A 19,038-nucleotide genomic window follows, 5' to 3' on the forward strand; every position below is an offset into this window, starting at 1 on the left:
CATTCTTCGGACGGCTGAAGAACCGCCAGAGGATCAGTAATGGGCGTGACGGGTTTATAGCGCCCCCGCGTCTTTTCAGCATCTGCGCGTCACCGGCGACTGCGGAGCGGCTCGGCAATCTCGCCGAGGTAGGGCGCATCCCAGGGCCGATCAACCTGCCAGCATGGTATCCCCCAGGCTGTAGCAGTGGCTCGCCTGATAAGCGTTTCGACCTCGGTTCATGTGCGTCACATTGAAAGTCCGAATGGCGCGCAAGATGCGGCGCTCCGCGAGGAATTTGCGGATCGAGGCGGAGCCTCGCACAGTGATGCCGAAAATGTCCTCGCCGCGCGGAAAAAAATAACCGACGTCTTCGGGCGTCGCGACGCAGTCCTCAAGAAAAGGCTCGTCCACATCGCCCTGCGCGGGTGAATGGTCCGTGGTGAAATGCGAAAGATGCACCAGGAATCGTGCACGCAGACCTTCGCCGTCGGCATAGAGCGTGAAAAGCTCCATCCAGCTCGCATTGACGCGGATGAGCGGCTTGTCGGAAGTCGAGGGCAGGCACGAAACCGACCAGTAGTGACGCTCGGTCTTGCGCGGGATGGGGATGCAGCTTTGTCCGTATAGCCTGAGAATTTCCAGAATGTCTTGCGCCTGCGGGCGACGAAGCAGCTTCTCGTACCGGGCGACATACTTGAACCGCTGTTCCAGGGACTCCAGGCGCTCTTCGGCGTCGATCAACTCCGCCTCGCCTTCCATCCAATCGCGCTGCTGCTCAGGATCCAGAAACTTGCGCAGACCAGTGGTGCTGCGACGAGGAGGCGCGCTCATGTCAGGTGCCATGTGATATCCGTGTCTTCATCGCTTCACCGGCCTGATCCCGCACGTGCCCATGCAGCCGCGCGACGTCGCCGTTCGCAGCACTTGGCTTACCGAGCGGCTTGCCGGCGCGGTGCACCAACGCAACCACCGCACCATAACATCCATCGAACGAATGCCGAAAGTCTGACCTTCAGCCGGATCGAAAGCCAAAGCTTACCGACGACCAAACCGCTGCGCACTTTTGCCGGAATTATTCTAGTAGACGAACGGATCGACCCCGGCCGCGGCATGGGTTCCCGGCTCCTTCGGATAGATCACGCCCTTGCGCAGGATGATGTTGGCATAGAGCCTGGGCTCGCCGGTCTGGATCACCGCATGGGCGGTCTTCACCCGGCCGTAGAAATCCTGGCCGATCAGCGGCACTACCTGCCGGTGCGGCTCGTGGCGGGCGCAGCAGTCGATCATCTCCTCATGCACGGGGTCGAGCTTGTCGCGCTCGGCCTTGACGGTCGAACGGAAGATCGCCTCCGCCACGAAGTCGTCGATCGGCAGCACGCTGAGCACGGCGTTGAGAACCGGTATGAGGTGGTGGCCGTCGAGCCGGATCAGCCGGCGGGCATGTTCGACGCCCGGATAATTGCCGTCGACGATGGCGATCTCGTCGCCGTGGCCCATGGCGCGAAGCGTCAAAAGCAGCTCCGGGCTCAACAGCGGATCAAGTCCTTTCAGCATGGTCTACCTCCTTGAAGAGTACGTTCTGGTCGGTGAGGTAACGCGCGAAGATCGGCAGGCTGGCGCCGCCGATGGCGCGCGCCTGGGCGCCGACCGCGCCCTCGATGATTTCGGGCATGACGACGCCCTGCAGGTCGAGCTTGGCCGCTTCGTCGATGGTGGCCTGCACGACGCGGCTGCGCACCCAGCTGGGAAAGCCGCCGTCGATCACAGCCGCGCTGAAATCGAGGATCGAGGCGGCGGCGACGATCGCCTGCGCCAGCGCCTTGGCGCTATCCTGGATCCAGGCTTCCATCGGCTCGCCGAAATCCACCCAGTCGTCGGCCGAATACCAGAGCGGCTCGGGATCTATGCCACGCTCGCGCAGCATGTTTTCGAGCACGAAGATCGAGGCGATTTCGAGCAACTGCTTCGTCTCGCCGTTCTTGCCGCGCACGGGCAGGGGGCCGATCGCGCCTGCCGTGCCGGTGCGGCCGGAAAAGATCGCCGAATTGAGGACGATGCCGCCGCCGATGAAGGAGCCGATGAAGAAATAGACGAAATCCGGATAGGACGGCCCGACGCCGAAGACGAGTTCGGCCCCGCAGGCGCTGGTCGCATCGTTCTGCATGAAGACCGGATGCGAGACGCGGGAGGCGATGTCGGCCTGCAGGTCGATCTCCCGCCAGACCTCCATGGCGCCAGCCGGCGCCCCCACCTCTTCGGCCCAATTCCAGAGCTCGAAAGGCGCGGCGATGCCGAGGCCGGCAATACGGCAGCGCTGCTTGTCGTCGAGCCGCTCTTCCAGCTCCCGGATGCCCGAGATGACGAAGGCGAGGATTTCATCCGGCAGTGGGTAGGCATAGGTCCGGTGCAACTGCATGCGGATGCGGCCGACGAAATCCATCAGCACCAGATCGGCGCTGCGCCGGCCCATCTTCAGGCCGAAGGAATAGACGGCATCGGGATTGATATGCATCGGGATCGACGGCTGGCCGACACGGCCGCGCACCGGCTCCCCGCGCGACAGCAGCCCTTCCTTCTCCAGCACCCGCATTATCACGGAGACGGTCTGTGCCGACAGCCCGCTGCGGCGCGCGATATCGGCCTTCGACAGCGCGCCGTAGAGACGCACCAGCGACAGCACGAGCCGTTCGTTATAGGCCCGCACCCTGACCTGGTTCGCACCTCCGGCCGGATTCAGAATTGGTGGCGGGACCGGCGTGTGTTCCGGTCCATCCAAGGTCGACATGGCCGCTCCTCCCGATCGTTGGCCTATGCCCGAATTCGATGGAGCATGCCACATCGAATTAATAATTCAATTGGATTTATTTATTGACAAGCCGATTTCTTTTCGCTCTTAATTGCCGTCGTCAAGGGCACGGGACCGCTGGGAGGCATTAGCGATCCACGGCGAAGTGTCATATCTTAAGCTTCCGGCCCCGCAGGGGCGGCGCCGGCAAACTCTGGGAGGAGTTCCATGAAGAAGTCTGTTCTCGCTTTCGGCGCGCTCGCGCTTGGTGTCACCTTTTCCGCTCCTGTCATGGCGGCTGACGTTGCTGCCTGCCTCATCACCAAGACCGACACCAACCCCTTCTTCGTCAAGATGAAGGAAGGTGCGACGGCCAAGGCCAAGGAACTCGGCGTCTCGCTGAAGTCCTATGCCGGCAAGGTCGACGGTGACAGCGAAAGCCAGGTGGCCGCGATCGAAAGCTGCATTGCCGACGGCGCAAAGGGCATCCTGATTGCTGCTTCCGACACCAAGGGCATCGTGTCTTCGGTCAAGAAGGCCCGTGATGCCGGCCTGCTGGTCATCGCTCTCGACACACCGCTCGAGCCGGCCGATGCCGCCGACGCCACCTTCGCCACCGACAACCTGCTCGCCGGCAAGCTGATCGGCCAGTGGGCCAAGGAAACGATGGGCGACAAGGCCAAGGATGCCAAGGTCGGCTTCCTCGACCTGACCCCGTCGCAGCCGACGGTCGACGTTCTGCGCGACCAGGGCTTTATGATGGGCTTCGGCATCGATCCTAAGGACCCGAACAAGATCGGCGACGAGGACGATGCTCGTATCGTCGGTCATGACGTGACGAACGGCAATGAAGAAGGCGGCCGCAAGGCCATGGAAAACCTTCTCCAGAAGGATCCGAGCATCAACGTCATCCACACGATCAACGAGCCGGCCGCTGTCGGCGCCTATCAGGCGCTGAAGGCCGTCGGCATGGAAAAGAACGTGCTGATCGTCTCGGTCGACGGCGGTTGCCCAGGGGTGAAGTCGGTCAAGGAAGGCGTCATCGGCGCCACCTCGCAGCAATATCCGCTGATGATGGCAGCCCTTGGCGTCGAAGCGATCAAGAAGTTCGCCGACAATGGTGAAAAGCCGAAGCCGACCGAAGGCAAGTCCTTCTACGACACCGGCGTCTCGCTCGTCACCGACAAGCCGGTTTCCGGCGTCAAGTCGATCGACACCAAAGAAGGCACGGACAAGTGCTGGGGCTGAGCCCTGATTGTTGAAAGCAGACCGGCCGGGGCTTGATCCCCGGCCGTTTTCGACGGACGATGTGCCGTCGCCTCACGAACCGGCTAATCAAAGACCGGATGGATATCGGTGACGGCCCCCGCGCGAGTTCGGCGCGCGGATGCGGAGGAGGAACCATGACCGGAACACAGGAATTCGAACGTGTCCTCGACGGCAGCGACAAGAGCGTTGCCTCCTTCGAGCACGAGAAAGTCTCGCTGATCAAGCGCGCGCAGCATTTTCTCCACTCGACGCCGGCCGCCGTGCCGCTGATCGTGCTGGTGCTGGCGATCGTCATCTTCGGGCTCACCATCGGCGGACGGTTCTTCTCGTCCTATACGCTGACGCTGATCCTGCAGCAGATCGCCATCGTCGGTATTCTCGGCGCCGCCCAGACGCTGGTCATCCTGACCGCCGGCATCGATCTTTCGATCGGCGTCATCATGGTGATCTCGGCGGTTATCATGGGCAATGTCGCCATCACTTACGGCATACCGACGCCGATTGCAGTGATCGCCGGGCTTGTCGTCGGCGGCCTTTGCGGATTGCTGAACGGCTTCCTCGTCGCCTACATGAAGCTGCCGCCCTTCATCGTCACGCTCGGCACCTGGAACATCGTCATGGCGACGAATTTCATCTATTCCGCCAATGAGACGATCCGCGACACCGACGTCGACGAAAAGGCACCGCTGCTGCATCTTTTCGCCGTGAGCTTCAAGCTCGGCAGCGCCGTGCTGACCCTCGGCGTCATCGCCATGGTGCTGCTCGTCCTGGTGCTCTGGTATGTCCTCAATCACACCGCCTGGGGCCGGCATGTCTATGCGGTCGGCGACGATCCGGAGGCGGCCAAGCTCTCCGGCATTCAGACCAAGAAGGTGCTGCTGACCGTTTACGCGATATCGGGCGTCATTGCCGGCTTGGCCGCCTGGGTCTCGATCGGCCGCAACGGCTCGATCTCGCCGTCCTCGGCCGTCACCGATTTTAACCTCCAGGCGATCACCGCGACGGTGATCGGCGGCATCTCGCTGTTCGGCGGCCGCGGCTCCATTCTCGGCACGCTCTTCGGTGCCATGATCGTCGGCGTCGTCTCGATGGGCCTCAACATGCTCGGCGCCGACCCGCAATGGAAAGTCCTTTTGACAGGCGTGCTGATCATCGCCGCCGTCGCCATCGATCAGTGGATCAGAAAGGTTTCGGTGTAATCATGGCTAGCGAACCCCTTCTCACTGCCCCCCTTCTCACTGCCCGGGGTCTCGTCAAGCGTTATGGCCGCGTGACCGCGCTCGACAACGCCGATTTCGACCTCTATCCGGGTGAAATCCTCGCCGTCATCGGCGATAACGGCGCCGGCAAATCCTCGCTCATCAAGGCGATATCGGGCGCCGTCACCCCGGACGAGGGGGTGATTACCCTCGAAGGCCGGCAGGTGCAGTTCCGCTCGCCGATGGAAGCGCGCGAGGCCGGCATCGAGACCGTCTATCAGAATCTCGCTTTGTCGCCGGCGCTGTCGATCGCCGACAACATGTTCCTCGGCCGCGAGATCCGCAAACCGGGCGTGCTCGGTTCGATGTTCCGCATGCTCGACCGGCCGGCCATGGAAAAGCTGGCGCGCAACAAGCTGACCGAACTCGGCCTGATGACCATCCAGAACATCAACCAGGCGGTGGAAACGCTCTCCGGCGGTCAGCGCCAGGGTGTCGCGGTCGCCCGTGCCGCCGCCTTCGGCTCGAAGGTCATCATCATGGACGAACCGACGGCGGCCCTTGGCGTCAAGGAAAGCCGGCGCGTGCTGGAACTGATCCTCGACGTGCGCGCCCGCGGCCTGCCGATCGTGCTGATCTCCCACAATATGCCGCATGTCTTCGAGGTGGCCGACCGGATCCATATTCACCGCCTCGGCCGGCGGCTGACGGTGATTGATCCGAAGGAATACACCATGTCCGACGCCGTCGCCTTCATGACCGGCGCCAAGGCGGTGCCGACGGAGCCCGTCGCCGCATGAACGCACGCATCGATGAAATCGCCGGCGAGGTGCTTGACCGCGCCGGCCATTCCAGGCGGTTCCTGGTCGCCATTGCCGGACCGCCGGGTGCCGGCAAATCGACCATGGCCGACAATCTGGCCAACGCCCTGAGGGCGAAAGGCGAGAGTGTCGCGGTGCTGCCCATGGATGGTTTCCACATGGACAATGCCATTCTCATTGAACGCGGCTTGCTTGCCCGCAAGGGTATTCCCGAAACCTTCGATGTGCGTGGCTTCCTGGATATCGTCCGCGCGGTTCGCCCCGCAGATCAGGAAGTTCTCGTCCCCGTCTTCGACCGCTCGCGCGAGCTTGCGATTGCCTCTGCCCGCCCGATCGCTCCCGGGGATCGTTTCATCATCATCGAAGGCAATTATCTGCTCTTCACGCAGGGCAAATGGGCCGAACTCGACGGCATCTTCGACTATACGATCATGCTCGCCCCACCAATCGAGGTGTTGGAAGAGCGCCTTTGGGATCGCTGGCGCGGTTACAACCTGACCGAAGAGGCCGCCAACGCCAAGGTCTACGGCAACGACCTGCCGAACGGCCGGCTGATCCTCGAAAACCGCCGTCCGGCCGATGTGACGCTGGAGATCGCGCTGGCGTGATGCAGCGGCGATTGTTTTCATGTAAAAGATAGTGCTATCGAGACGGCAGACGCATCGCTTCGGAGGCCTGCCATGCAATCGATCACCATCCGCCGTCCTGATGACTGGCACCTGCATCTGCGCGACGGCGCCATGCTGGAGGGCGTGATCGCCGATACGAGCCGCACCTTCGCCCGCGCCATCATCATGCCCAATCTCGTGCCGCCGGTCGTCACGTCAGCTGACGCCAAGGCCTATCGCGAGCGCATCCTCAAGGCCTTGCCTGATAGTCATCGTTTCCAGCCGCTGATGACGCTTTATCTGACCGAGCATACCAGCCCCGACGACGTCGAGGAGGGGAAGAACAGCGGCCTCATCACCGCCGTCAAGCTTTATCCCGCCGGCGCCACGACCAATTCGCATGGCGGCGTCCGCGACATGGAAAAGGCGATGCCGGTGCTGGAGCGCATGGCAAAGATCGGCCTGCCGCTCTGCGTCCATGGCGAGGTGACGACGCCGGAGGTCGATATCTTCGACCGCGAGGCCGTCTTCATCGACACCGTGCTCGACCCGCTACGGCAGCGCCTGCCGGAGTTGAAGGTGACGATGGAGCATGTAACGACATCGGATGGCGTCGACTACATCAAGGCGGCCAGGGGCAATCTCGCCGGCTCGATCACCACCCACCATCTGATCATCAACCGCAACGCCATCCTCGTCGGCGGCATCCGCCCGCATTATTATTGCCTGCCGGTCGCCAAGCGCGAAAACCACCGGCTGGCCTTGCGTGCAGCGGCCGTCAGCGGTGACCCGCGCTTCTTCCTCGGCACGGATTCCGCCCCGCATGTCGATCCGCTGAAGGAGTGCGCCTGCGGCTGCGCCGGCATCTATACTTCGGTCAACACGATGAGCTGCCTCGCCCATGTCTTCGAACAGGAGGGCGCGCTGGAGCGGCTCGAAGCCTTCGTGTCGCTGAACGGGCCGGCCTGGTACGGGCTACAGCCGAACGAGGAGCGCATCACCCTGTCGAGGCAGGCCGAACCGGTTGTCTTTCCCGCGAGGATTGAAACTGGCGCCGGTCCCGTGACGGTGTTCGATCCCATGTTTCCCCTGCATTGGCAGGTGGTGCAGCAGGCGTAAGCTTTCAGATTTCAATTTTAAATAGATTTGTTATCCTAAATTCCGGTGTAACGTTAAACGCGTAACATTTGTATTGTGCGGTGCATCATTTGTTAACGGATGCATAAGACATTCCTCAGCACCGACCCCATGAGCTGCCGACATCATCCGGCGCGGCTGCAGTCGCGGAGACTGAAAAGCATGATGCTTGACTATAACTCCCTCTTGTTGGCGCTCGGCGTCTCCGCGGCCTGCCTGGCCGTGACGCTGATGGGCAGTTGGCTTGTCCGCCGCTCGGAGACCGTGCTGTTGACCGCCACCGTCGGCCTTGTCCTCGTCGTCAGCGGCATTTTCGTCTATAGCGCCTATGTCAATACGCCGGAGAAATGGCTCGGCGTCGCCAATTTCGTGCTGTTCCATGCCGGTTTTGCCACCATCTGGGGGGCCGGCAAACAATTCCTCACCGGCCGGGTGTTTCTCCCCGCAATCGCGATCCGCGCGTTTGCGGCGATGGTCTTCTCCGTCGTGCCGATGCTGTCGGGCTATGACGGCCTGGCCTTCATCGCCGACAATCTCGCCATCGCCCTTCTGCTCTTTGCCACCGCCCGGCAATATTGGCTCGCCCGTGCCGAAGCACCCGCGCCGCTCCTCGGCATCACAGCGCTTTATACGTTGACGGCGATCTCCTTCTTTCTCTGCGCCGCCGTGCTGATATCAGACGGCAAGCTGGTGCTGGGCCACGCCCCCAGCAACTGGGCCGAAGATCTGAGCCTTGCCGTCTGCATCGCCGGCATGACCGGGATCGGTGCGCTGTCGCTGGCGCTGCATCAATGGCGGCTCGCTGCCCGCCATCGTCTCGATGCGATCACCGATCCGCTGACCGGCCTGCTCAACCGCCGCGCCCTCTTCGACCAATACGGCACACGCCCGATGGGAACGACCACCGCCGTCATCGTCTTCGATATCGACCATTTCAAATCCGTCAACGATCGCTTCGGCCATGCCACCGGCGACCGCGTTCTCAATGTCTTCGCCGGCGAACTTTCGGCCCATTGCCGCACCGGCGATACCGCTGCCCGGCTCGGCGGCGAGGAATTCGTACTGGTGCTGAAGGAGATCATGCCCGGCCGGGCGGAACTGACGGCCGAGCGCATCCGCCGAGCGTTCGAGGCGCGCGAGATCCATATCGACGACGAGGTGCTGACATGCACGGTCAGCGTCGGCGTCGCCCCCGGCCGTTCAAAGAGCTTGGATTTCGACACCATGCTGAGTGCCGCCGACAAGGCGCTCTATGTCGCCAAGCGCGCCGGCCGCAACCGGGTCGAGCTTGCCAGCTACCTCAAGGCGGTTCCCGTCGAGGCAACACGCACCGCGTCTTGATTCCTGACCGACTCTCTCATATTATCGCCCTCGGCCGGATGCGGCCAGCCGCCCCGCGACGCTTCTGCGTTAAGGTGAATGCATCCAGACAACATCCTTCACATCCCTTGCCGTTTGGCGATCGATGGCGAACGGGTCAGCAGACGCGGGCACTGATCTTCCTGTTTGCCGCCAACGGAAGGATGACATCATGCGCGATTTTCGCGATGCCAAGCTCATGGCAAAGACATTGCGACAGGCCCTTGCCGACCGCGACATTTCGCTGACCCACAGCGAGACGCTCGAAATCGTCGCCCGGCAGTTCGGGCTCGATCAATGGAATATCCTCTCGGCAAAGATCGATGCGGCAGGGGCTAACCCCTCTGCCATCGGCATCGAGCCGCCGATGCCGATCTTCCGCATCTTCTCGGTTGAAAAGGCCAAGGAGTTCTATTGCGGCTTCCTCGGCTTCCATCTCGATTGGGAGCACCGCTTCGGCGAAAACTTCCCGCTCTATTGCCAGGTTTCGCGTGACGGCATGGCGCTGCACCTCAGCGAGCATTCCGGCGACGCTAGCCCCGGCGCCAAGGCCTTCGTCCGCGTCGCCAATATCAGGGCCTATCACGCCGAACTCTCAGGCAAGGACTATCGCTACATGAAGCCCGGCGTCGAGGAAGCGCCGTGGGGGCTGGAGATGACCGTCACCGACCCCTTCAGCAACCGCATCGCCTTTTGCGAACAGAGATAGTGGTCAGCGCAGCTTGGCTTATAGGTGGCAAGCAAATCGGTCAACGATCGCTATGGCCAGGCCGCCGGTGACCGCGTGCTCCAGGTCTTCGCCGATGACCTGACGGCCCGTGGCCGCCCCGGCGATACCGCGGCCCGGCTCGGCGGCGAAGAGTTTGCGCTGGTGCTGACGGAGATCATGCCCCGCCGGGCCGAGCTCATCCGGAAAGCCTTCGAGGCGCGGCGTTTCTTCAATCTACCCGGCGCAGACTTTCCACAAAGACACCCCGACTGGTGCCTCGGCCCGAAACGGCGATCCGCTGTCCGGGTCCAAGTTCTCGCCTGACGTTCTCAGGGACCCAGCAAATTTCGTCGAATAGCATCGGAACCCCTTCGACCTGAACCGGTGACCGGCATTTTTTGCTACCCCTTTCATGGGCGTCGACGACGGTGAAAGAAAGCTCCACCAGATGGCCAGCGATAAAGGCGAATAGCATCGGCACTGCGATGATGACGAGATGCTTTCCGAAGAAATAACCAGCGATCGGAGCGATTAGCAGGCCGAAACCTTTCCTCACGCCGTCGATCTCGCGCCTGCTCTTCAAAGTGAGCCAAAACGGCAATGCCGCAGAGACCACGCCGACGGCGAGAGCAGGAAGGGCCGCCTTGGAGATCCACTCGTTTGACGGCAGAAAGTTAAGGCCGGATATCTGGACGAAAATGGAAAGTACGGCCGGCAAAAGCAACATAGTCAGAAGGATCCGGCCCGGTTTACCGAGCGACCATTTGACACTCTCTTCCTTCGACCCCATGGACAACGTACCGCTCTTTACATCGCAACCTGTCAATCACTCTGTGACACATTTCGGCTGGCGGCTTCAAGGGGCACGATCAGGGCAGCAAAAACCATTTTGGCTGCGTCTAAGAGGTCGCGGAGCCCCTTTATACACCAACGACAAACGACAAGGATGGCGCTCCCTTGGATGTCGGCGCTTGCATCTCCGTCCTTGGAACCTACAGTCACACCATCGACGTTGTTTCAATGGAAATGAGTCCTGGTCGGCAGGGTGGGAACCAGATGAAATATGTTTCGGTCCTGACTTTAGCGCTTCTGTCGATTGTCTTCGGATGGTTATTCTATGAAAGGTACTGGAAGTTTCGAGATTGCATATCGCAAGCCCTGTCCAGCTGCCTCACTCCCGACGGTGACAACCTGACGCAAGGCGCTTCTCTGTGGGCCGGTTTGGCGGGATTGTTCTTTTTGCTCGCCGTGATCTCCGCTTGGCGCGCTTCCAGGAGCCGGTGACCGAGGCGGAGGCGAGGCTGCGGCACCCTCCCAATCTACCTCATCCAGAGGTGCGATCCGCTGGATCGCCTCGAAGGACGCGCCGCAACGCTGCTCCTTGAATGCATCCGCCTCTTCTCAGACGACCATCAACGCCCGTACGAAGGCCACCGAGGCGAGCAGCGAGGCGATGGTCCGCACATGGTTCCACCACGTCCAGTCCCTGACATAGGTGGTCCAGAGCTGAACCGCTTCCGGGCCGTTGCCGCCGACCTTTGCCAGCGCATCGTTCATCGGCACGTTGAAGATGATGGTCGAGAGGAAGGAGGCGAAAATGTAGAGGGCTGCACCCGCCAGCATCAGAACGGATGCCCCGCCGCGCCAGTCGATCAGGGCGAGCACGGCGATGACGATGCAGAGGATCGCTGTCGGCACGAAGAGGCCCATGAAGGGCGAGCGGACGATCGTCACGTTGATCGAGTTCATCGCCGCGATGCCTTGCTCCGCCGGGATCCGCGAGAAGGCGGTCATGATGAAGGTCGAGAAGGCGAAGAAGATGCCGGCGACGAGGCCGCTGCCGATCGCCGCGGCCACGAGGGAGAGGATGAGAATGATCTGCATGGTCAGGCGCTCCATAGTCCGGTTGCCGCGGTCCGGCGGGCATATTCGCTGAAATCGGTGGCCGGACGGCCGAGAATCTCGGCGACACCGCCCATCACGTTGGAGTTGCGGCCATCGAGTACCTGGCCGAAAAGCTCCTCCAGAAGTTCGATCAGGCCCCGCGGCAGGCCGGCATCCGCAAGCCCGCCGGAGAAATCCGCCATCGACACCTGCTCATATTCGATCGCCCGCCCGGTGGCCTGAGCGATCTCGGCGACCGCCTGGCGGAACGTCAGCGCCCGCGGGCCGGTCAGTTCGTAAGTCTTGTTGCGGTGGCGCGGATCGGTCAAGGCGGCGACGGCGGCATCGGCGATGTCGTCGGCATCGATGAAAGGTTCGCTGATCTCGCCCGCCGGCAATTGCAGGCGGCCGCTCAGGATCTGCTCCAGGAAGGCGCCCTCGCTGAAATTCTGGCAGAACCAGGAGGCGCGCAGGATGGTGGTGTTCATGCCGGACGCCTTCAGCGCCGCCTCGCTCCGTTGCGCCCCCTCTTCGCCGCGGCCGGAAAGCAGCACGATATGCTCAAGCCCGCATTCCACAGCGACCCTGGCGAGCGCTTCGATCGCTTCCGCCGCCCAGGCGACAGAAAGATCCGGCTGGAAGGCGACATAGGCGCTCGATGCGCCGTCAAGCGCGCCGCGCCAGGTCGACCTGTCCTCCCAGTCGAAGGGCCGTGCGCTGGAGCGTGATGCCGCGCGGACGGTGAGGCCGCGCTCTTCCAGGCGCTTGATGATGCGGCCGCCGGTCTTTCCCGATCCACCGACGAGGACGATTTCGGAAGTCTGCATGTCAAAACTCCTCCCAAACTTTGAAAACAAGAGAAACTCTCTCATTTGCAAAATGAGATAATCTCTCTTATTTTGTTTGTCAACGTGGAAAAGGAGAGAGCATGTCGGAACAGCCGGTCGCAACGCGCAGGCGCCAGCAGGAGTCTACCGGCCAGCTGCGCCGCATTCCCAGCCAGCAGCGCGGCCGCGAGCGCTTCGAAAAGATCCTCGCGGTGGCCGCCGAGCTGATCGAAAGCCATGGCAGCGACGGCTTGAAGATGAGCGAGATCGTCGAAAAGGCCGGTCTCTCCTTTGGCGCCCTCTACCAGTATTTCCCCGACAAGACCTCGATCATCCGCACATTGGCCGAGCGCTTCAACGAAGAGGGCAGGCGCTGCGTCGAAGAGGAACTGGCGAAGGTGACCGACGCTGCGGACCTGCAGGGCGCGCTCGCCAATATCGTCGACGAATATTATGCCTTCTTCCGCCGCGAGCCTGTCATGCGCGACATCTGGCATGCGACCCATACCGATAAGCTGCTGCAGCAGGTCGATGCCGAGGACATGGAATTCCATGCCCAGGCATTTCTCGCCGTGCTGGTCCGCCTGTGGCCGGATCGCGACCGCAAGGAACTGCTCGCCATCGCCCGGCTGACGATGCAGCTGCTTGCCGCCGCCGTGCGTTATGCCGTTTCGCTGGATGCGGAGGAGGGCGCCCAGGCGATCGCCCTCTTCAAGAAAATGCAGATCGTTGATATCGGCCGCCTGCTACAGCAATAGCCCGCCTTTCGTCTGGAAACGGCGGGCTCTTGCTGCTATTCCCGCAAGGATCCAAGCCGAAGGAGAGCCGCATGATCCAGACCACATTTCCCGACCGTGCCGTGATGGCTGAATTGCTGGCCAAGATGCTCTGGGAAATCAAGGCGGTGCATTTCAATGCCGCCCAGCCCTATAAACTCTCCTCCGGCATGGCGAGCCCGGTCTATATCGATTGCCGCAAGCTGCTCTCCTTCCCGCGCATCCGCTCGACGGTGATGGATTTCGCCGCCAGCACCCTGCTGCGCGATGCCGGCTTCGAGCAATTCGATTGCATCGCCGGCGGCGAGACCGCCGGCATTCCCTTCGCCGCCCTGCTTGCCGACCGCCTCAGCCTGCCGATGATCTATGTCCGCAAGCAGCCGAAGGGCCATGGCCGCAATGCCCAGATCGAAGGCAACATGCCGGAAGGCTCGCGCGTGCTTGTTATCGAAGACCTGACGACAGCAGGCGGCAGCATGTTCAAGTTCATCGATGCCATCCGTGCCGCCGGCGGCATCGTCGATCACGGCATCGCGCTTTTCTTCTACGGCATATTCGGCGAAGAGCGCTTTGCCGACGGCAAGGTCAGGCTGCATCACATCGCCACTTGGCGTAATGTTCTGGCTGTTGCCAAAGAACAGAAGCTCTTCGACGACAAGACGCTGTCGGAAGTCGAGGCCTTCCTCGATGCGCCGCTCGCTTGGTCGGGAAGAAATGGTGGCGTTAGTGAGCTTTCGCTCTAGCTAGTTGACAAAAGCTCGCTTAATCGGTTGATGAACACATAAGTGCTGTTGGGAGGAATACGATGATTTTGTGCTGCGGCGAAGCCTTGATCGACATGCTGCCGAGGGACACGACGCTGGGCGAAAAGGGCTTTGCGCCCTATGCCGGCGGCGCGATCTTCAACACCGCAATCGCGCTCGGCCGCCTCGGCATCCCCACGGCCTTCTTCACCGGCATTGCCGATGACATGATGGGCGAAATCCTGCTGGAGACGCTGAAGGCGAGCAATGTCGATTACAGCCCGTGCGCCATCACGCCGCGTCCCTCGACCATCGCCTTCGTCAAGCTGGTCAACGGCCAGGCGACCTATGCCTTCTACGACGAGGGCACGGCCGGCCGGATGATCACCACAGCCGACCTGCCGGATCTCGGCGATGATTGCGAGGCGCTGCATTTCGGCGCAATCAGCCTGATCCCCAGCCCCTGCGGCGAAACCTATGAAGCCCTGCTCGACCGTGAAGCCGCTCGCCGCGTCATCTCGCTCGATCCGAATATCCGTCCCGGTTTCATCAAGGACAAGCCGTCGCATATGGCCCGCATCAAGCGCATGGCTGCGAAAGCCGACATCGTGAAATTCTCCGACGAAGATCTCGAATGGTTCGGCCTGCAAGGCGACCATGATGCGCTCGCCGCCCATTGGCTGAACCACGGCGCCAAGCTCGTCGTCATCACCAAGGGCGCGGAAGGTGCTTCCGGTTATACCAAGGAACGCAAGGTAACGGTGCCGAGTGAGCGCGTCACCGTCGTCGACACGGTCGGCGCCGGCGATACGTTCGATGCCGGTATCCTGGCGTCGCTGAAGATGGATAATCTGCTGACCAAGGCGCAGGTCGCTTCGCTGGACGAAAAGGCGCTGCGCAACGCCCTGACCCTCGGCGCCAAAGCCGCCGCCGTCACCGTCTCCCGCGCCGGCGCCAATCCGCCCTGGGCGCGCGAGATCGGGCTTTAAGACTTAAGCCGCAACATCTCGATTCCCTCTTCTCCCCAGCGGGGAGAAGGTGCCCGTACGGCGGATGAGGGGGCCGGCGAAGCCGGTCTTAACAACGCTCCTACGGGGTTCGGCCGCGCTGGAATCGTCTCGACCTTGTTCAAGGCGTTGGGGCACGGCATTTCGGGATGGGTTTTAGATGAGAGGGCGTGCCGTGCGGCCCCCTCATCTGCCTGCCGCACCTTCTCCCCGAGGGGAGAAGAGATACGCCGCAACGTCTCGATTCCCTCTTCTTCCCTCGGGTCCGAAGGACCGGTCGATGCCGATCGATCAGGAGACTATCCGGGATCATGCTCCGGGCGAAGCTCGGGAGCAAGCACCAGATCCCCCAAGAAGTTCTCGCACCAAAGTGAGACGTCGTGAGAAAGCAGATGCTCCATCATCATGCTCCAGCGGTCGCGGCGCTCCTCCAGCGACATGGAAAGGCCCTTGGCGATGGCATTGGCAGTGCCTTCGACATCGTAAGGATTGACCAGCAGTGCGCCCTTCAACTCTCGAGCCGCGCCGGCGAAGCGCGATAACACCAATACGCCCGGCCGATCCGGGTCCTGGGCGGCGACATATTCCTTGGCGACGAGGTTCATGCCGTCGCGCAACGGCGTGACCAGCCCGATCGTCGCCAGCCGGTAGATGCCTGCGAGCACGTTGCGGCTGATCGATCGGTTGACATAGCGGATCGGCACCCAGTCGACCGTTCCGATGGCGCCGTTCACGCGGCCGGCCTGTTCGGCAACCATCTTCTGCATATGCTCGTATTCGGGAACTTCCGATCGCGATTTTGGCGTGACCTGCAGATAGGTGACCTTGTTCTGGTAGGCAGGATTGCTGGTGAGGAAGGTTTCGAACGCTTCCAGCCGCTGAATGATGCCCTTCGAATAATCGAGGCGGTCGACCCCGATGATCATGTCCCGGCCTTCAACGCTGCGCCGGGTCTTCTGTACCATGATATTGTTTGCGGCTCTCTCGGCGAATTCGGCGAAGCCCGCAGTTTCGATCCCGATCGGATAGGCGCCGGCCTTGAATATCCGCCCATGGGAATCGAACAATCCATTTCCGAGGTCGTCGCCAATTCCTTCCCTTCTGAGATACCCGGCAAAGTTCTGGAGGTCGTAGTCGGTCTGGAAGCCGACGAGATCGTAATGCGAGAGCCCGCGCATGATTTCCTCATGGACGGGCATCGTGACGAGAATGTCGGCCGGCGGCCAGGGAATGTGCAGGAAGAAGCCGATCCGGTTTTTCAGCCCCATTTGGCGGAGTTCGGCCGCCAGCGGAATGAGGTGGTAATCATGAACCCAGATGATGTCGTCCGGCTCGATCATCGGCGCCAACCTATGTGCGAAGAAGCGGTTGACGCGGAAATAGCCGGCCATTTCCTTCCGGCCATATTCGGCGAGGTCCAGTCGATAATGGCAGATGGGCCACAGAACGCGGTTTGCGAAGCCGCGATAATACTCCTCGACGTCGGTATCGGTGAGATCGGTCAGCGCATAGGTGATGTTGCCCTTCTGCAGCTGCGACAGCGGGCCAGGTTCCCTGTCCCCGCTCGATTCTCCCGACCATCCCATCCAAATGCCGCCACGCTCCTGCAGGGCTGCCTGCAGCGCGACGGCCAGGCCGCCGGCAGCGGCGCTCCCATCCTTGGCCGGCATGGGAACACGATTGGAAACGACGACAAGACGGCTCATGAGCTTCCTTTGGTGGAGATGGGCCATGAAAACGCTGTGTGACGAGCGTCTTGAGGCATCTCCTGAACTTGGGCAGGGACCATGCAGTGAAGGCGCCGACATCGACAGAGCCGACCCGGGCGCGAGCGCCCCGGTGCAGATGCCAACAAGAACAACGAACGGAGCATTTTCCGCATAGATTTTGCTTGAATCTAGGGCGATTCCAACGAATTGAAAGAATTCATTCTACAATTTTTGATTAGAAGAACGTTCAATCCGATTTCGCTTAGCGAAGCCCATCATGCGGATGCACCAGCCTCGTTGATATCAGTGCATCATTTGCGGACGCAATGACGATGTTGGCGGCAGTCAGCACTGGCCGCGTGAGATCGGGCTTTGAGACGGGAGCCAGCGTCCGCCCCTCATCCGCGTGCCGGCACCTTCTTCCCGTTCTGACGGGGAGAAGGGAATATGCCGTGACCTCTCCGTTCCTCACTCGCCTCTCGCAGGGTACGTCCCCTCTCCCCGTCAGAACGGGGAGAGGGTTAGGGTGAGGGGCAATCTCGATCGCTTACTTCGCAAGCTTCGCCAGTGCCGCAACCAGGCCCTGCGTCGAGGAGTCGTGCGATGCTGCACTTTCCTTGCCTTCGACGACCGGCAGCAGGCCCGTCGCCAGTTCCTTGCCGAGCTCGACGCCCCACTGGTCGAACGAGTTGATGCGGAAGAGCACGCCTTCGACGAAGACGCGATGTTCGTAAAGCGCGATCAGGCGGCCGAGCGCATAAGGGGTCAGCTTGTCGTAGACGAAGGTGATCGACGGCCGGTTGCCGGTGAAGACCCGGTGCGGCGCGATGAAGTCGGCCTTTTTGTCGTCCATGCCCTTGTCGGTCAGCTGCTTCTTGGCCTCTGCGAAGGTGCGTCCCTTCATCAGCGCTTCCGACTGGGCAAGCACGTTGGAGATCAGCAGCTGGTGCTGGTGGCGCAGCTCCGGCTCGAAGGCGTTGGCAGCGATCATGAACTCTGCCGGGATGATGCTCGTGCCCTGATGGATGAGCTGATAGAAGGCATGCTGGCCGTTGGTGCCGGGCTCGCCCCAGACGACCGGGCCGGAATTGCCTTCGACCGGCGTGCCGTCGATGGTGACGCCCTTGCCGTTCGATTCCATGTCGAGCTGCTGCAGATAGGCCGGGAAGCGCGACAGGCGCTGGTCATAGGGCAGGATGGCGCGGGTGGGGTAGCCCAGCACATTGCGGTGGTAGAAGCCGATCAGGCCGAGCAGTATCGGCAGGTTTTCGGTAATCGGCGCCTTACGGAAATGATTGTCGACGGCATGGGCGCCGTCGAGGAATTTGCCGAAATTCTCCGGCCCGACGGCGATCATCAGCGGCAGGCCGATCGCCGACCAGATCGAGTAACGGCCGCCGACCCAGTCCCAGAAGCCGAAGACGCGGGCGCTGTCGATGCCGAAGGCGGCGACCTTGTCGAGCGCCGTCGAGACGGCGGCGAAATGGTGCTGCACGGCCGCTTCGCCGAGCGCCTTGGCGATGAAATTGCGCGCCGTCTGCGCATTGGTCATCGTCTCGACGGTGGTGAAGGTCTTCGAGGCGACGATGAACAGTGTCGTTTCCGGCTGCACCAGCTTCAGGATGTCGGCGATATGGGCGCCGTCGATGTTGGAGACGAAATGCGCGCGCGGGCCGTCATGGAAGGGGGCAAGCGCCAGCGTTGCCATCACAGGCCCGAGATCCGAGCCGCCGATGCCGATATTGACGACATCGGTGATCGCCTTGCCGGTGGCGCCCTTCAGCGTGCCGGAGCGGACGTCGTCGGCAAACTTGCCCATGGCGGCAAGCACAGCATTGACGTCGGGCATGACGTCCTTGCCGTCGACCAGAACCGGTGCGTTGGAGCGGTTGCGCAATGCGGTGTGCAAAACGGCGCGATCTTCGGTGAAGTTGATCGCCTTGCCGGAGAACATTTCCTCGCGCTTCTTCTCGACGCCGCCTTCCTCGGCGAGCTTCACCAAGAGCTTGAGGATGTCGTCATTCACCGCCGTCTTGGAGAAATCCATCAGCAGGTCGTCGAGCGAAACGGAAAAGCGCGAAAAGCGCTGCGAATCGGCGGCGAAGGCGGCACGGATATCTGTTGCCTTGGTGGCATCAGCGGTGCTTTTCAGCTGTTCGACGATGGCGTTCATGGGAGGCTCCTTTGGAGGCGGAAAGGTTGCGGAAACTATTCGCTTTCTCA

The 19,038-nt window shown here is 61.8% G+C and carries 18 protein-coding genes and 1 pseudogene; 11 read left to right on the forward strand and 8 right to left on the reverse strand.

Going from position 1 to position 19,038, the window contains the following annotated elements; translation table 11 throughout:
- Positions 1–150 precede the first annotated feature (150 nt).
- The 3 genes from RL_RS02545 to RL_RS02555 form a co-directional block, all read right to left on the reverse strand.
- Positions 151–825, reverse strand: coding sequence for a hypothetical protein (locus RL_RS02545; protein WP_011650276.1), 675 nt, complete (start codon positions 823–825; stop codon positions 151–153).
- Positions 826–1,059: 234 nt separating this feature from the next.
- Positions 1,060–1,536: an RbsD/FucU family protein gene (locus RL_RS02550; protein WP_011650277.1), complete on the reverse strand. Its 477-nt coding sequence runs from the start codon at positions 1,534–1,536 to the stop codon at positions 1,060–1,062.
- On the reverse strand, positions 1,520–2,767 hold the full coding sequence (locus tag RL_RS02555) for an ROK family transcriptional regulator (protein ID WP_011650278.1): 1,248 nt from the start codon (positions 2,765–2,767) through the stop codon (positions 1,520–1,522). Before RL_RS02555 ends, RL_RS02550 begins: the two co-directional genes overlap by 17 nt.
- Before the next feature lie 228 nt (positions 2,768–2,995).
- Between RL_RS02555 and RL_RS02560 the strand changes: the two genes are divergently transcribed.
- From RL_RS02560 to RL_RS40395, 8 genes and pseudogenes are all read left to right on the forward strand, one after another.
- Positions 2,996–4,015 carry a sugar ABC transporter substrate-binding protein gene (locus RL_RS02560; protein WP_011650279.1) on the forward strand — a complete coding sequence of 340 codons (1,020 nt, stop codon included), beginning with the start codon at positions 2,996–2,998 and terminating at the stop codon, positions 4,013–4,015.
- 155 nt (positions 4,016–4,170) lie between these two features.
- Positions 4,171–5,235: an ABC transporter permease gene (locus tag RL_RS02565; RefSeq protein ID WP_028740485.1), complete on the forward strand. Its 1,065-nt coding sequence runs from the start codon at positions 4,171–4,173 to the stop codon at positions 5,233–5,235.
- A 2-nt stretch (positions 5,236–5,237) separates the two neighbouring features.
- Positions 5,238–6,035 carry an ATP-binding cassette domain-containing protein gene (locus RL_RS02570; protein ID WP_011650281.1) on the forward strand — a complete coding sequence of 266 codons (798 nt, stop codon included), beginning with the start codon at positions 5,238–5,240 and terminating at the stop codon, positions 6,033–6,035.
- On the forward strand, positions 6,032–6,664 hold the full coding sequence (locus tag RL_RS02575; RefSeq protein WP_011650282.1) for a nucleoside triphosphate hydrolase: 633 nt from the start codon (positions 6,032–6,034) through the stop codon (positions 6,662–6,664). The genes RL_RS02570 and RL_RS02575 overlap by 4 nt, the downstream gene beginning before the upstream one ends.
- A gap of 72 nt (positions 6,665–6,736) precedes the next feature.
- On the forward strand, positions 6,737–7,783 hold the full coding sequence (pyrC, locus tag RL_RS02580) for a dihydroorotase (protein ID WP_011650283.1): 1,047 nt from the start codon (positions 6,737–6,739) through the stop codon (positions 7,781–7,783).
- Positions 7,784–7,963: 180 nt separating this feature from the next.
- Entirely contained in the window at positions 7,964–9,142 is a 1,179-nt protein-coding gene (locus RL_RS02585) for a GGDEF domain-containing protein (protein WP_028740484.1), read from the forward strand.
- Between the two features lie 190 nt (positions 9,143–9,332).
- On the forward strand, positions 9,333–9,869 hold the full coding sequence (locus tag RL_RS02590; RefSeq protein ID WP_028740483.1) for a glyoxalase superfamily protein: 537 nt from the start codon (positions 9,333–9,335) through the stop codon (positions 9,867–9,869).
- 33 nt (positions 9,870–9,902) lie between these two features.
- Positions 9,903–10,091: pseudogene (locus RL_RS40395) on the forward strand (diguanylate cyclase); the annotation flags it as partial.
- Between the two features lie 7 nt (positions 10,092–10,098).
- Here the strand turns inward: RL_RS40395 and RL_RS02595 are convergent.
- From RL_RS02595 to RL_RS02610, 3 genes are all read right to left on the reverse strand, one after another.
- Positions 10,099–10,659, reverse strand: coding sequence for a hypothetical protein (locus RL_RS02595; RefSeq protein WP_032992372.1), 561 nt, complete (start codon positions 10,657–10,659; stop codon positions 10,099–10,101).
- A 611-nt stretch (positions 10,660–11,270) separates the two neighbouring features.
- The gene (locus RL_RS02605) at positions 11,271–11,768 is read right to left on the reverse strand and encodes a DUF1772 domain-containing protein (RefSeq protein ID WP_028740480.1); all 498 of its coding nucleotides are present in this window, start codon (positions 11,766–11,768) and stop codon (positions 11,271–11,273) included.
- A complete protein-coding gene (locus RL_RS02610) occupies positions 11,756–12,580 on the reverse strand; it encodes an NmrA family NAD(P)-binding protein (protein ID WP_011650289.1) in 825 nt (274 codons plus the stop codon). The genes RL_RS02605 and RL_RS02610 overlap by 13 nt, the downstream gene beginning before the upstream one ends.
- 101 nt (positions 12,581–12,681) lie before the next feature.
- On the opposite strand from RL_RS02610, the gene RL_RS02615 reads away from it, so the two are divergent.
- From RL_RS02615 to RL_RS02625, 3 genes are all read left to right on the forward strand, one after another.
- Positions 12,682–13,338, forward strand: a complete 657-nt coding sequence (locus RL_RS02615; protein ID WP_011650290.1) for a TetR/AcrR family transcriptional regulator — start codon at positions 12,682–12,684, stop codon at positions 13,336–13,338.
- 71 nt (positions 13,339–13,409) lie between these two features.
- A complete protein-coding gene (locus RL_RS02620) occupies positions 13,410–14,099 on the forward strand; it encodes an orotate phosphoribosyltransferase (RefSeq protein WP_011650291.1) in 690 nt (229 codons plus the stop codon).
- A gap of 62 nt (positions 14,100–14,161) precedes the next feature.
- On the forward strand, positions 14,162–15,088 hold the full coding sequence (locus tag RL_RS02625) for a carbohydrate kinase family protein (protein ID WP_011650292.1): 927 nt from the start codon (positions 14,162–14,164) through the stop codon (positions 15,086–15,088).
- Between the two features lie 317 nt (positions 15,089–15,405).
- Here the strand turns inward: RL_RS02625 and otsA are convergent, their stop codons facing one another.
- Positions 15,406–16,812, reverse strand: a complete 1,407-nt coding sequence (gene otsA / locus RL_RS02630) for an alpha,alpha-trehalose-phosphate synthase (UDP-forming) (protein WP_011650293.1) — start codon at positions 16,810–16,812, stop codon at positions 15,406–15,408.
- Between the two features lie 550 nt (positions 16,813–17,362).
- Positions 17,363–18,988: a glucose-6-phosphate isomerase gene (gene pgi / locus RL_RS02635; protein ID WP_028740477.1), complete on the reverse strand. Its 1,626-nt coding sequence runs from the start codon at positions 18,986–18,988 to the stop codon at positions 17,363–17,365.
- Positions 18,989–19,038 lie beyond the last annotated feature (50 nt).

Origin of the sequence: Rhizobium johnstonii 3841, from assembly GCF_000009265.1 — a bacterium.
In the GTDB taxonomy this organism is placed as follows: Bacteria; Pseudomonadota; Alphaproteobacteria; order Rhizobiales; family Rhizobiaceae; genus Rhizobium; species Rhizobium acaciae.